Origin of the sequence: Clostridium punense, assembly GCF_017874425.1 — a bacterium.
Lineage (GTDB): Bacteria > Bacillota > Clostridia > Clostridiales > Clostridiaceae > Clostridium_J > Clostridium_J punense.
In genome coordinates this window covers 1-14,089 of record NZ_JAGGLL010000061.1, presented here as the reverse complement: position 1 = coordinate 14,089, position 14,089 = coordinate 1, and the positions used below count along the sequence as shown (strand labels likewise).

12 protein-coding genes, 7 tRNA genes, 1 rRNA gene and 1 other annotated feature are annotated in these 14,089 nt (G+C 30.5%); all 20 genes read left to right on the top strand.

Features of this window, described 5'->3' with window-relative positions; genetic code table 11:
• Positions 1–91: ribosomal RNA gene (gene rrf / locus J2Z44_RS20580) — 5S ribosomal RNA — on the top strand; the annotation flags it as partial.
• A gap of 8 nt (positions 92–99) precedes the next feature.
• Positions 100–176: transfer RNA gene (locus J2Z44_RS20575), tRNA-Ile, on the top strand.
• Positions 177–181: 5 nt separating this feature from the next.
• A tRNA-Ala gene (locus J2Z44_RS20570) sits at positions 182–257 on the top strand.
• A 197-nt stretch (positions 258–454) separates the two neighbouring features.
• Positions 455–967, top strand: a complete 513-nt coding sequence (locus tag J2Z44_RS20565) for an HDIG domain-containing metalloprotein (protein WP_021282776.1) — start codon at positions 455–457, stop codon at positions 965–967.
• Positions 968–1,151: 184 nt separating this feature from the next.
• A complete protein-coding gene (locus J2Z44_RS20560; protein ID WP_021282777.1) occupies positions 1,152–1,472 on the top strand; it encodes a PadR family transcriptional regulator in 321 nt (106 codons plus the stop codon).
• 2 nt (positions 1,473–1,474) lie between these two features.
• On the top strand, positions 1,475–2,149 hold the full coding sequence (locus J2Z44_RS20555; protein ID WP_021282778.1) for a DUF1129 family protein: 675 nt from the start codon (positions 1,475–1,477) through the stop codon (positions 2,147–2,149).
• Between the two features lie 190 nt (positions 2,150–2,339).
• On the top strand, positions 2,340–2,867 hold the full coding sequence (locus J2Z44_RS20550; RefSeq protein ID WP_021282779.1) for a transcription repressor NadR: 528 nt from the start codon (positions 2,340–2,342) through the stop codon (positions 2,865–2,867).
• Between the two features lie 103 nt (positions 2,868–2,970).
• Positions 2,971–4,134 (top strand): DUF362 domain-containing protein, encoded by a 1,164-nt coding sequence (locus J2Z44_RS20545; protein ID WP_021282780.1) that lies wholly within the window; start codon positions 2,971–2,973, stop codon positions 4,132–4,134.
• 5 nt (positions 4,135–4,139) lie between these two features.
• Complete coding sequence (locus tag J2Z44_RS20540; RefSeq protein WP_031271244.1) at positions 4,140–6,845, top strand: UPF0182 family protein; 2,706 nt, start codon at positions 4,140–4,142, stop codon at positions 6,843–6,845.
• Positions 6,846–6,866: 21 nt separating this feature from the next.
• Positions 6,867–8,261, top strand: coding sequence for an NAD(P)/FAD-dependent oxidoreductase (locus J2Z44_RS20535; RefSeq protein WP_021282782.1), 1,395 nt, complete (start codon positions 6,867–6,869; stop codon positions 8,259–8,261).
• 14 nt (positions 8,262–8,275) lie between these two features.
• Positions 8,276–8,515 carry a DUF1667 domain-containing protein gene (locus J2Z44_RS20530; protein WP_021282783.1) on the top strand — a complete coding sequence of 80 codons (240 nt, stop codon included), beginning with the start codon at positions 8,276–8,278 and terminating at the stop codon, positions 8,513–8,515.
• A 108-nt stretch (positions 8,516–8,623) separates the two neighbouring features.
• Positions 8,624–8,823, top strand: a binding site (T-box leader).
• Positions 8,824–8,965: 142 nt separating this feature from the next.
• Positions 8,966–10,246, top strand: coding sequence for a serine--tRNA ligase (serS, locus tag J2Z44_RS20525; RefSeq protein WP_021282784.1), 1,281 nt, complete (start codon positions 8,966–8,968; stop codon positions 10,244–10,246).
• Between the two features lie 327 nt (positions 10,247–10,573).
• Positions 10,574–10,664 (top strand) — tRNA-Ser (locus tag J2Z44_RS20520).
• A gap of 6 nt (positions 10,665–10,670) precedes the next feature.
• A tRNA-Ser gene (locus tag J2Z44_RS20515) sits at positions 10,671–10,761 on the top strand.
• A gap of 140 nt (positions 10,762–10,901) precedes the next feature.
• Positions 10,902–10,992 (top strand) — tRNA-Ser (locus J2Z44_RS20510).
• 90 nt (positions 10,993–11,082) lie between these two features.
• Positions 11,083–11,173: transfer RNA gene (locus tag J2Z44_RS20505), tRNA-Ser, on the top strand.
• A 14-nt stretch (positions 11,174–11,187) separates the two neighbouring features.
• Positions 11,188–11,264 (top strand) — tRNA-Arg (locus J2Z44_RS20500).
• Between the two features lie 353 nt (positions 11,265–11,617).
• Complete coding sequence (locus tag J2Z44_RS20495; RefSeq protein ID WP_021282785.1) at positions 11,618–12,199, top strand: hypothetical protein; 582 nt, start codon at positions 11,618–11,620, stop codon at positions 12,197–12,199.
• A 129-nt stretch (positions 12,200–12,328) separates the two neighbouring features.
• Complete coding sequence (locus J2Z44_RS20490; protein ID WP_021282786.1) at positions 12,329–13,270, top strand: IS982 family transposase; 942 nt, start codon at positions 12,329–12,331, stop codon at positions 13,268–13,270.
• A gap of 430 nt (positions 13,271–13,700) precedes the next feature.
• A complete protein-coding gene (locus J2Z44_RS20485; RefSeq protein WP_152513237.1) occupies positions 13,701–14,051 on the top strand; it encodes a hypothetical protein in 351 nt (116 codons plus the stop codon).
• Positions 14,052–14,089: the final 38 nt, after the last annotated feature.

Below are 14,089 nucleotides of genomic sequence, written 5' to 3'. Positions count from 1 at the left end.
ACTCGTTCCCATACCGAACACGCAAGTTAAGCTCTAAACGGCCAAGAGTACTGCAAGGGAGACTTTGTGGGAGGGTAGGTGGTCGCCAGGTAATAATATGGATCTTTAGCTCAGTTGGTTAGAGCAACCGGCTCATAACCGGTTGGTCCGGGGTTCGAGTCCCTGAAGGTCCACCATATTTGGGGGTATAGCTCAGCTGGGAGAGCACCTGCCTTGCACGCAGGGGGTCAAGAGTTCGAATCTCTTTATCTCCACCAAAAGCAATCCATTTTGGATTGCTTTTTTACTTTATAAAAAAACATTTATAAGTAGTAATAAAGCTAAAATTGTTAACAAATACAAGTCTTCATTAAAACTATGAATAACTATTGGTGCTTAGGTTAAAGTAGTTTTATAATATCTTATAGTGGGTTATTTATAAACTAATTTTAAGTATAAAAATAGGGAGAAGATTATGGCAGTATATAGAGTAAAACAGTTCGTTAATGCTATCACTGCAAAAATAACTGAAGAAGATCTAAATTTTATTAATAAGTACCTAGATGTTAATGAAATAGAACTTTTTAATAAGTTGCCTGTATATGATAGAAAGCATTGTATTAATGTTGCGAAAGATATTATAAGAGAAATTGATGAGGAAAAATTTAATAAAAGTAATAAAGACTTTAATTATAAAACTTTGATTAAGGCAGCACTACTTCATGATATAGGAAAAAGCCATAAAAGCCTTAATCCAATAGATAAGTCTATATTAGTTCTACTAAATAAGTTTACAAAGGGAAAGCTTAAAAACTATACTAATTTCAAAAAAGTTCATGTTTATTATAATCATGGAGAAGAAGGATATAAGCTTTTAAAACATAGAAACTATAGTGATAAATTTTTAGCTGTGATAAAGGATCATCACAAAAGTGATATAAGTTGTGAGTATACTAAAATAATTAAAAAGTATGATGATAAAAATTAATAACATATAGAACTAAGGTACAGAAATAAAATGCTATGAAACCTAGAATATTTGCTTTAAATAAGGCAAATATTCTAGGTTTTTTTATTTAATTCCATGATTTTTATAGAATTAGTTGACTTCATAACTACTATGCAATACAATGTAGTTATAAGGTAACTTGTATTGCAAGGTAGGTGATATGATGGCTAATAAGACACAGCTTCTTAAAGGGATTTTAGAAGGATGTATTCTTAAGATAATAAATGAAAAAGAAACTTATGGATATGAAATTGTAGAAAAGTTAAAAGGCTATGGGTTAGAGGATATAAGTGAGGGGAGTATATACCCTCTTCTTATAAGGTTAGAAAAGAATGAATTTTTAAATTCTACAATGAAGGATTCTCCTTTTGGTCCTAAACGAAAGTATTATAGTCTGTCAACTAAAGGAAAAGAGGAACTTGAAAGTTTTAAGGGGGCTTGGCATTACCTAAGTAAAGTTGTGAATAATATTATGGAGGATTAGTTATGGGACAAGTAAAAAAATATATTAAGGATACAAACATTCATAAAGAAAAGCTAAATAATGAATATAGAGTTATATTTGATGAAATTATGGTATACTTTAGAACATCAGCTTTACCAGAGGAGGAAATAGAAGTTACCATACAAGACATTTTAAGCAGTTTTTTAGAAGCTCAAGAGGCAGGAAAAGCTATAGAACAAGTCATAGGGGAAAGCTATAAAGACTTTTGTGAAAGTATAATAGCAGAGTTCAAGAGCACACCAAAGGATAGGAAAAGAATTATATTGTCTAATATATCTATGTTGTTTCTAATAATTACAAGTATTATAACTGTTAATTATATTATTGATTCTGTTAGATATTTTATAAAAAGTAGGAGTATGACGTTTAACTACGCAGTAAGTTTAGATACTATAATACAAGTTTTAATGGGAATTGTAGCAGTGTATGTAATGTTTAGGTATGTAAGAGGCAGTGGTATGACTAAAACTACTAGAAAAGCTAAATTGAAAGAATATGGTACTTTATATTTAGCAAGCTTGATTTATATTTTGATATTTGTGGGTCTTGAATATTTTAAAATAGATAAAATAGTATTTTTCAGTGTAGAAATATATATAATAATTCCTCTTCTTTGTCTAATAATAAAGATATTTGATTACTTTGCAAATAAGTGATGTAATTTAAAAAATAATAAATATAATACTACTATAGGCCCTTTTAGATAAAAGCTAGGAGGGTTATATTAATATTTATTTTTAAGAACATAATAATTTTATTATATTATTTACCAATAAATGATAAAATATAAATATGGCTATACGTGAAATTTTATTATATAAATTATGTTAGTGTACGGAGGAAAAGATGAGTTCTAAAAGTCGTAGAGATAAAATAAGAGAATTATTCATAAATAATAAAGAACCTCTAAAGGGGCAGGCATTAGCAGAGATGTTCAATGTAACAAGACAGGTAATTGTAAAGGATATAGCAATTATTAGAGCAGAAGGCTTAAGTATCATTGCTACTCCAGAAGGTTATATAGTGCCTGTAGATAATTCCAACACATTAAAAAGAGTTATTGCAGTAAGTCATTCTAAAAATAACATGGAAGACGAATTAAAAACAATTGTGAAGTATGGTGCAACTATTGAAGATGTTATTGTCGAACATCCTCTCTATGGAGAAATAAAGGCAATGCTCATGATTAAGAATTTGTTTGATTTAGAAAGCTTCGTAGAAAAATTTAATAACTATGCTGCAGAGCCATTGTCCTCTATAACCAATGGTGTACATTTGCATACTATTTGCTGTGATAATGAGGATATCTTAAATAAGATTATAGAGGAATTAGGAAAAAAGGGATATTTAGCTGATGCTAAGGATAAGGACTAAAAGTAAATAATAAAATAAATATATTAACTTCAATAACTTAGGTATTGAAGTTGTTTCTCTATATAACTATAGTATATATATAACAATTTTAGGGGGAAAAGATTTGGAGAAGGTTGCATTACTTAAATGTGAAAGTTATGACGTAGATTTAATAGAAAGTAAAATTAGAGAAGGATTTCAGTTGCTTGGGGGAGAAAAGTTTTTAAGAAAGTTAATTCCCTTAAATAGTAAGGTATTATTAAAGCCTAACTTACTTAGTGTAGAACATAAGGAGTCTCCAGTAGTAACTCATTATGCTGTATTTGAGGCAGTTATTAGAGTCATTAAAGAATATACTGATGATATAGTCTTTGGTGATTCTCCAGGCTTTGGAGATGGAAGAAAAGCTGCTGAAAAGTGTGGACTTATTGCAGTTGCTGAGAAGTATAATGTGAGTGTTGTGGACTTTAATGAAAGTGTAAATGCCAAGTTGGAAAATTCCCTTCTATGTAAGACCTGGACTGTGGCTAAAGCTCCCTATGAGGCAGATGTAGTTATAACATTACCTAAGCTGAAAACTCATGCTATGGCTTATTTTACAGGAGCTATAAAGAACCAGTTTGGTTGTATACCAGGTACAGGAAAAGCTACTTGGCATACTAGAATGCCTAAGGCAGAAAACTTTTGTAAAATGCTATTAGATTTAAATTCTGTAGTTAAAACTAGCTTTGCAATAATGGATGGTATAATTGCTATGGAGGGAAATGGTCCAAAATCAGGAAGCCCATATAACCTTAATACAATAATAATGGGGGAAAGCATTACTGCAGTAGATTCTACAGCAGTAAGACTAATAGGTTATGATAACCCGTTAGATACGCCAGTTTTAAAGGAAGCCTATGATTCTAAGTATGGAGCAGTTTTACCAGAGGATATAGAGATTTTAGGGGAAAAACTAGAGAGTTTAAAAGCAAAGAATTTTCAACTTTGTAGAAAAGGTGGAGACTTTTACTTTATTAATCCAAAGGTTACAAACTTTTTAAGAGAGCTTATTGCTCCAAGTCCGCATTTAGTACCAGAAAAGTGTATTTCCTGTAGTAGATGCAAGGAAGTGTGTCCTGAAAGTCCAAAGGCAATAGAGATGATAGATAAAAATGGCAAAAAGTATCCGGAGTGGGATATGAAAAAATGTATAAGGTGTTTTTGCTGCCAAGAACTTTGCCCGGTGGGGGCAATTGAAACAAAGCAAAGTGCCTTAGGAAAATTAGTTAGTGGGGGTAAGAAATGATAGAAATGAAGAAAAAGAAAATATTAACTTCTTTAATACTAGGACTTTTAGTAATTATTGCATTACTTTCTTCTAGTATTAACATAATTGTAGACTACCAATGGTTTAAGGAATTAGGATACCTTTCAGTATACTTTACAAAGGTCCTAGCAGTTTTAAAATTAACAGTTCCAGTATTTCTAGTAGCATTTTTAGGAATAACTCTTTATTATAGGAGCTTAATTCCTAATATACGCAAGCTTGGAAAAGTTGTTGAAATAGATAAGGTAAAAGAAAAAAAACACTTTAAAATTTTTCTTTTTATTAATTTTATAGTTTCTATGATTTTTTCTATAATTTTTTCTAGTGAGTATTGGTATAAGATACTTGAATATACTAGTTCAACAAAATTCAATTTAAATGATCCGATTTTCAACAAGGATATTTCCTTTTTTGTGTTTAAGTTACCATTAATTCAGTCTTTGTATAATAGCGCTATGTCCTTAATGGTACTTTTAGTAGTAGGTACCTTTGTGATTTACATGATTCTTACTGCTAAAGATAAGGTGTTTAATAAAACTATACAAGTAGATGGAAGAAATATTAGAAATTTAACTAGTGGAATAACATCTTTTGCTGGAAAGCAACTTGCTGTAATTGCTGCATTTATAATGCTTTTAATATCACTTGGATACATGATAAATGGATGGAACCTAGCTTATTCTCCAAGAGGAATTGTATTTGGAGCTAGCTATACAGATGTTACAGTATCTTTGAAGTTTTTTAAAGTTATAACCATAGTAGCCCTAGTTGGTGCATTTGTGGTATTCTTCAGCATTATGGCTAAGAAGGTAAAACCAATTATAATATCTGTAGTTATAATTGTAATTTTAATGGTAGGAGAAAATTTAGCTGCTGGAGTAGTTCAAAAGTTTATTGTACAGTCCAATGAAAAGTCCTTGGAAAAGCCTTATATAGAGCATAATATAAACTATACTAAAAAGGCTTTTAATATAGATGAAATTAAACAAGAGGATTTTCAAATAAAAAATGAGTTAACTGCAGAAAAGTTAAAAGCAAATGAAGATGTAATAGATAATATTAAAGTTAATTCTTATAGACCAGCTCTAGAATTTTACAACCAATTTCAATATATAAGATACTATTATAACTTTAATGACATAGATATTGATAGATATAATATCAATGGAAAATATAATCAAGTATTCATTGCAGCAAGGGAATTAGACTTTGAAAAATTAGATAACAATAATACAATTACTTGGCAAAATAAGCACTTAGCCTATACTCATGGTTATGGAGTTGTAATGAGCAAGGTTAATTCAGTTACAAGTGAAGGACAACCAGATTTTATTATGAGCAATATTCCAATTGCTAATGAAACAAATGTACCAATTGACAACCCTAGAATTTACTTTGGAGAGGGTACTAATGATTATAGTATTGTAAACACAAAACTTGGAGAAATTGACTATCCAATGGGTGGAGAAAATGCTACTAACAACTATGATGGTAATGCAGGGATAAATATGACCTTTTTAAATAAACTTTTATTTGCATTAAAGGAGCAAAACCCTAAATTCATATTATCTAACGATATAACTAAGGATAGCAAAATAATTCTTCATAAAAATGTATTAGAAAGAGTTAACAAAATAGCGCCATTCTTAAGATATGATAAGGATCCTTATGTAGTTATTAGTGATAACAGACTTTATTGGATGATAGATGGATATACAACCTCAGATAAGTTTCCATTTTCTCAGCCTATGGATGGCATTAACTATATAAGAAACTCAGTTAAAGTAGTTATTGATGCTTATAATGGGGATACTAATTTTTATGTAGTGGATGAAAATGATCCAATTGCAGTAACTTATTCTAAGATATTTCCAGAGCTATTTAAAAGTAGTAAAGAGCTTTCAAAGGATTTAAAAGACCATTTTAGATACCCAGAAGATTTATTTACAATTCAGTCTAATGTGTTATCTAAGTATCATGTATCTGACCCAGGAGTGTTTTATAATGGTGATGATGTATGGTCTATTGCAGAGGATAAAGAAAAAGTTGAAACTGAACAAAAATTTAATGAGGCAGATTATGTTACTATGAAATTACCTAATGAAGGTAAGGAAGAAATGGTAATTTTGGAGTACTTTAATACTAAAGGCCGAGATAATATGGTTGCTATGTATGGAGCTAGAATGGATGGAGAAAACTATGGGAAGATGTTTTTATATGAATTCCCTACAGGTGGAACCGTATATAGTCCAATGCTATTTAAGCAAAAAATAAACCAAGACCCTGTTATTTCCAAGGAAATTTCTCTTTGGGATACAAAGGGCTCTGAAGTTCAATTTGGAGATATACTTATAGTTCCAATAGAAAATTCCCTTTTATATGTGGAACCGCTTTACCTTAGAGCCTCAGGTGAAAAGAGTATACCAGAGATGAGAAATGTTATAGTTGGTTATGGTGACAAGCTAGTTTTAGCTCCTAATATAGAGACGGCTCTTAAAAACATCTTTAATATTAAGGATGAAGGAAATAATAAGCCAAATCTTCCAGGAACACCAGTAATAACAGGAGACATGAGTAAAGTTAAGGAAGCTTATAAGAAGGCTATAGAAGCTCAGAAGAATGGTGATTGGGCAAAATATGGGCAGTATATAAATGAACTTGGAAATTTAATTAACAGTTTATCACAATAACTGACCTTATTGGAGGGCACTATGGATTATGATGTATTAATATTAGGTGGGGGCATTATAGGTTGTGCCCTTGCCTATGAACTTTCAAAATATAATTTAAATATTGCAGTAGTAGAGAAGGATTACGATATTGGAAGTGATACTGCACTAATTAATACTGCAACAATTTATGATGGCTTAGAGAGTGAAGATGAATTATCTTCAAAGCTTATAAGAAAAGGAAACCTAATGATAGAAGAATATGCAAGTAAGTTTAATGTTCCTTATAAAAGATGTGGCTCTATTTATGTAGCAAAGGACGCGGAACAAGAAGAGTTCATAGATAATATGTATAAAAGGGCTCAGAAAAAGAAAATAGAAGATGTAAAGCTCTTAGAAGGAGAAGATATCTTCAAATTAGAGAAAAACTTAGATAGGGAAATAAAGAAAATCCTCTATATTCCTAATACTGGTGTTCTCCGTTCCTATGATTTAGCCTTAGCTTATGGTGAAATTGCTTTTGATAATGGAGTTAAGTTTAAACTTGAAGAGGAAGTAGAAAGCATTGAAAAACTTACTAAGGGGTTCAAGGTTGAAACTAATAAAAATAAATTTACTTGTAAAATTGTAATAAACACTACTTTAGACGAAAGACTTACTAGAGGTTATGATAATAAACCTGAAAGAATATATAATAAAAATTACTTAAAGTACATTATGCTTGATAAGAAATATGAAAAATTATACTCTAACATAATCTTTGATATAAAGGGTAAAGAAAGAATATACATCAGACCTACTATAGTGGGAAGCATAATTGGTGCTTATAGCAATGATAAAAATGTAAGCTACGATAGAGTTATTAGAAGGTTATCACCTCTTTTAAAGTCTATAGATAGCAATAGAATAAAAATGGTATTAGATTGGCACCTGTTTGATGAGCCAGTAAGAATTGAAAATAGCGTAGAAGAAAATGGCTATATAAATGTAGAAGTAAGGCACTATGGTCAAGTTACTATGACTCCAGCTTTAGCTCTCAATATTTGTAATTTAGTGGTTGGGAATTTAAACTGTAAACTTAAGAAGGACTTTATAGATAAAAGACGTGAGTATTATAAGTTTAAGGAGCTTTCCAGTGAAGAAGTAAATGAAATAATTAAGCTAGATAACAAGTATGGAAAAATCATATGTGCTTGTGAAGGTATTACTGAGGGAGAAATAGTAGATGCTATAAGAAGACCCTTAGGAGCAAGAACCCTTGAAGGTATTAAAAGAAGAACAGGAGCTGGCTTTGGAAGTTGCAGAGGATGCTATTGCAATGAAAAAATAATTTCTATTTTAGCTAGGGAAACTGGAAAGAAAATAACAGAAATTGTTAAGCATTCAAAAAACTCTAGAATAATCCTAGGAAGAATTAAAGAATTTGATACTATGTAAGGAATGATAATTTTATGAAGGATAAAGATATATTCACTAGTGTAGTCAGAGTAAAAGGTTCATCCAAGCATGATGTAATACCTATTAAAAGCTCTGCACCTATTGATAAGGAGCTATGGATTGAATGCTCTAAAGCTTTAAGTAGAATTCATGTAGGCCCTCCTATGTATATTGGAGATATTGTATGTAAAAATATCTTAAATACAGGAATAGATATCATATGTACTAAAAATATACTAAAGGATGGACAGTAGTTTAATATAATAATTGACAAAGCCCTTTTAAGATAATAAAATTATATAAAACTAAGTGGTTGCATAAGTTTTACTATGTAATTTATAATATAAAGAGAAAATAAAATACGTAAACCGTAGAAGAGAATAGTAACCATAGCATAATGTTAAAGAGAGTCAGCATTTGGTGAGAGCTGATACATTATATATTGTGAATCCACCTCTGAGGGACTGTGATGAGCAGTACGGCAATGTCGTTAATTAATTAAGAGGAATAAGTGATTTACTTATTCAATTAGGGTGGTAACGCGGAGTCTTTCGTCCCTTTGCAGGGATGAGAGGCTCTTTTTGTTTTATTTAAATCAGTTATCTAAGGATTTTACTATGAAATAGAAGCTAAGTTTTAGCACCTTTAAATTAAGTATTAAAATTATTTTATAAATAATTCTATAAAACACAGGAGGAAAAGATATGTTAGATTTAAAAAGAATAAGAAATAATCCAGAGGAAATTAAGGCAGGATTACTTGGAAGAAGTAAGGATTTCAATGTTTCTTTAGTTGATGAGTTAATAAGCTTAGATGAAAAAAGAAGAGGCATTCTAGTAGAAGTTGAAAATTTAAAGAGTAGAAGAAATCAAGTTTCTTCAGAAATACCAAAGCGTAAAAAAGCTGGAGAAGATGTAGCTCCTATAATGGCAGAAATGAAGAAGCTTGGAGAAGACGTTAAAGCTTTTGATGGTGAAGTTGGTGAAATAGATGAAAAAATAAAAGATATATTATTAAGCTTTCCAAATATACCAAACAAGGATGTACCAGAAGGAGCTTCAGATGCCGACAATGTAGAGATTAGAAAGTGGGGAGAGCCAACAAACTTTGACTTTGAGCCACAAGCACATTGGGATCTTGGAACTAACTTAAATATTTTTGATTGGGAAAGAGCCGGGAAAATAACTGGTTCTAGATTTACTGTATATAAGGGTTTAGGAGCTAAGCTTGAAAGAGCTATAATAAGCTATTTCCTAGATACTCATACAGAAGAAAGTGGATACACAGAAATATTACCACCTTTCATGGTAAATAGAGATAGTATGATGGGAACAGGTCAACTTCCAAAGTTTGAAGAGGATGCTTTTAAAGTTACAGATACAGATTATTTCCTAATTCCTACAGCGGAGGTTCCAGTAACTAATCTTTACAGAGATGAAATATTAAATGGTGCAGACCTACCAATAAAACATGCAGCTTATAGTGCTTGCTTTAGAGCAGAAGCAGGATCAGCAGGAAGAGATACAAGAGGACTTATAAGACAACATCAATTTAATAAAGTTGAGTTAGTTAAAGTTACAAAGCCTGAGCAATCTTATGAGGAACTTGAAAGATTAACTCAAGATGCAGAAAAGGTGCTTCAAGGCTTAGGACTTCCATATAGAGTAGTTAAACTTTGCAAAGGAGATTTAGGTTTCTCTTCATCTACAACTTATGATATAGAAGTTTGGATGCCAAGCTACAATAAATATGTAGAAATATCAAGCTGCAGCAACTTTGAAGATTTCCAAGCAAGACGTGCTAATATAAAATATAAAGAAACTCCAAAGGATAAACCGAATTTCGCTCATACACTAAATGGATCAGGAGTTGCTATAGGAAGAACCGTAGCTGCAATTCTAGAAAACTATCAAAAAGAAGATGGAACAATAGTAATACCAGAAGCTCTAAGACCATATATGGGTGGAAGAACTGAAATAAAATAATTATATAAGGTAATTTATGTAAAATAATTTATATATAAAAAGTTAATATATAGTACTTTTGAAGAAAGGCCTTTAAATAATATTTGAAAGCTTTAAAGCCACCAATGTTTTTAATTGCAAGTTATTTAGATTGGAAACATAGAGTTGTAATAAAAAAGTTAAAGCATAAATTATAAAGCTAATCTAAAAATAATCATGACTAAGTAGGCTATAATTACTTCAATAAAAATATAAAGTAAAGTATTATAAAATTTACTAATAATTTCTTAAAAAAATCTGTTGACTAAGATGGGTAAAGTTGTTATAATAGTCTTTGTCAGCAGACATGGAGAGATGGTCGAGTTGGTTTAAGGCACCGGTCTTGAAAACCGGCGTACGTGTGAGCGTACCGTGGGTTCGAATCCCACTCTCTCCGCCAATATTCGGAGAAATACTCAAGTGGCCGAAGAGGCGCCCCTGCTAAGGGCGTAGGTCGGGTAACCGGCGCGAGGGTTCAAATCCCTCTTTCTCCGCCATAGATGCTCTAAGCTGGAGCATCTTTGATTTTGTTTTAACACCCTATTCATCATCACTTGATTAGTGATGTTAAAATAAATTAAATAAAAACATTGACATGGTATTGAGATTTTGATAAAATAACTATGTCAAATGATACGGAGAGATGGTCGAGTTGGTTTAAGGCACCGGTCTTGAAAACCGGCGTACGCGTGAGCGTACCCAGGGTTCGAATCCCTGTCTCTCCGCCATTTTTTTACTGCAAAATACTTAAGGATTAAACTTAGTATTTTTTTATTTTATATGGGTAATTTATCTCATATTTTTAATAACTTAGGCACGGAGAAATACTCAAGAGGCCGAAGAGGCGCCCCTGCTAAGGGCGTAGGTCGGGTAACCGGCGCGAGGGTTCAAATCCCTCTTTCTCCGCCATTAAAACCTAATATGCGGCGGTAGCTCAGTTGGATAGAGTAGCTGGCTACGAACCAGTTGGTCGGGAGTTCGAATCTTCTCCGCCGCACCAAGTAAACCCTGTAATCTCAATGGTTACAGGGTTTTTTATTTTTGTTAAATTCACTACAATAATTAATATGTTGGCATTTTGTTGGCAAGTTAATATAAAAAACATCTAAAAATACTTGAGATTTAAAAAATAAATTGTTTTATTAAAAAATATTTTTGTTATTAGTTAAAATAAAACCAACAATTAATAAAAAGATAATATTATATGAAATAATGGTAAAATATAATATCATGTGATAATTGAAGAAAAATGAATATAATTTGATTTAATAGTAAAAATACATGTAATTTTAATATTGAAAAAAGTACATATAATGTGTAATATTGAATTAATAAGTATAAGGAGATGTTATAATGATTAAATCAACAAATTACTGTGACATTTTAAAGGAAGCAAGCATTGAGAATTTAGATAAAGACTGCAAAATGGCAATAGAAGAAATATACATTAATGATTTACAAAGGAAAGAAGTTAGATTCACATACTATAAGTTAAATGAAAATGGGAATTATAAGTTAGTCATTAGGCCATTAGATGTTACAGAAGATGAATTATTTGAGTTATTTCAAAAATCGATAAAAAATAATGTAATTAGCAATAGTTTTGCTATAAAAATTAGGCAAACTATTGAAAATACTAAAGTTGGTAACTGCCTAGATCAACCATTTAATGATACGGATTATTGTAGATTTTATGCTAGAGGATCTTTTTTATCAGGCGATTTCATGTGTACATTAGAACAAATTTTTATCAAGGAACTTGATAGAAGAGAAATTAGGTTTGGATACTATAAGAAAAACAAAAATGGGAACTTTCAGCTAGTAACAAGACCACTAGATGTTACTGAAGATGAATTTATTGTAATGTTTAAAGATGCAATAGAAAATGGTGTATTTTCTAAAATATTTATTACGGCATTAAAAACTATACTATAATAATTTAAATAATTTAACCCGTTGTGCTAGTAACCCAACTAGCATTATTTACAAATAGAAAAACCCTAGCATATCATGTTACTCTATCATTGAAAAACGCGAATTCAACAATGATAGGGGGAAACACAAATGCTAGAGCTTAATAATTATTATAATACATCAATTGATAGTCTTAAAGATTTTATTATTATCACTTTTGTTATAATTGATGATATTTACCAAAAAGTAACTCCAGTATATATTAAAAATCGAAAAAGTATTGATAGTGCTATCTTATCAGATAGTGAAATCATTACTATTTCATTAGTTGGTGAGTTGCTTACTATTGATTCTGAAAAAGCATGGTTTGGATTTTGCACTAAAAACCTTAATGATTTATTTCCTAATTTTTGCTCAAGAACTAGATTTCACAGAACTAAAAAATCTTTATTTAAAGTTGTTGAACAAATTAGATTTGAATTAATGAATACTTTAGATTACCAATATGAAAGCCTAAAAGTTATTGATAGCATGCCAATACCTGTATGCAAATTTGGAAGAGCTCACTTCCATAAATCTTTTAAGCCAGAGGCTTCTTATGGAAAATGTCCCTCCAAGAAGGAAACATATTATGGATTTAAGTTGCATGCAACCATAGCCTTAGACGGCTTTATTACTAACTTTACTATTACTTCTGCTGACGTAGATGACCGCGTAGCGATATGGGATTTAACAGGCGAGTCCCCTGGAACTATAGTAATAGGTGATAAAGGTTATATTGGGGATCGAATGGCTGACGCCTTAAAATCTGAAAGGCATATAAGCTTAATATCACTTAAAAGAAGCAATAGTAAAATTCAATTTCCTAAAGCCTTAAGGCAAGCCATCTTTAAGGCAAGAAGAAGAGTTGAAACTTCTTTCTCTCAACTTTCAGAGCAATTAAATATTCAGAGAGTTTTAGCTAAATCCAAATGGGGATTCAATAGCAGAATAACTAATAAAATTCTAGCTCATAATCTATGCTTTTTTATTAATAAACTTCTCAACATTAAAATGAATCCAGCTAAGATAAAACAATTACTATTTGGATAAATATTCCTAAAGGACGCTATAAAAACTGTAGGAGTATTCTAAATTAACCTTTAAAAATAAAAATACTATTAGTACAACAGGTTAAATTATCTAATTAATACTACAAGTATTAGTTTTTTTATTAAATAAAGATTTCTATTTTTATGATGAATATCTACATACTAAAGGGTTATTATTTATAGGTTTTAAATGAAAATGGCGAGTAATAAAACTGGTTAAAATATGTAAGTAATTAAAATAAATGGTGATGGAAGAAGAAGGGATTTGGCAAAATATGTAGAATAATAACATTTATTCTATATATAAGGAGTTAAAGTAATATGGAGAAACTAACCGTTAATTTTGAGAATTGTTATGGTATAAAAAGTTAAATCATGATTTTGATTTTAATAATAACAAACATTATCTAATTTATGCTTCTAATGGAGTTATGAAGACTTCGTTCGCAAAAACATTTAAAAATTTATCTTTAGGAAAATTTCCTAAAGATGAAGTGTTCAATAAGGATACTATATGTGAAGTAAAGAAAGAAGATGAAACTTTAATTGAAAAGGAAGAGATATTTGTTATAAATAGTTTTGAAGATGATTACTCTTCAAAGAATACCTCAAAATTAATCGCAAGAAAAGAATTAAAGGAAAAATATGAAGTTGAAATTGAAAAGATAGAAATATATAAAAACAACTTCTTAACTAAGATTAAGGAAATGACAAAAATAAAAGATTGCCCTTCCCCCAATAAAATAGACACACCAAACTCGTTATATCTCGTTTTTTCATAAGATAGCTAGTTATTTTACTTTTAAGCTGCAGTTACTTT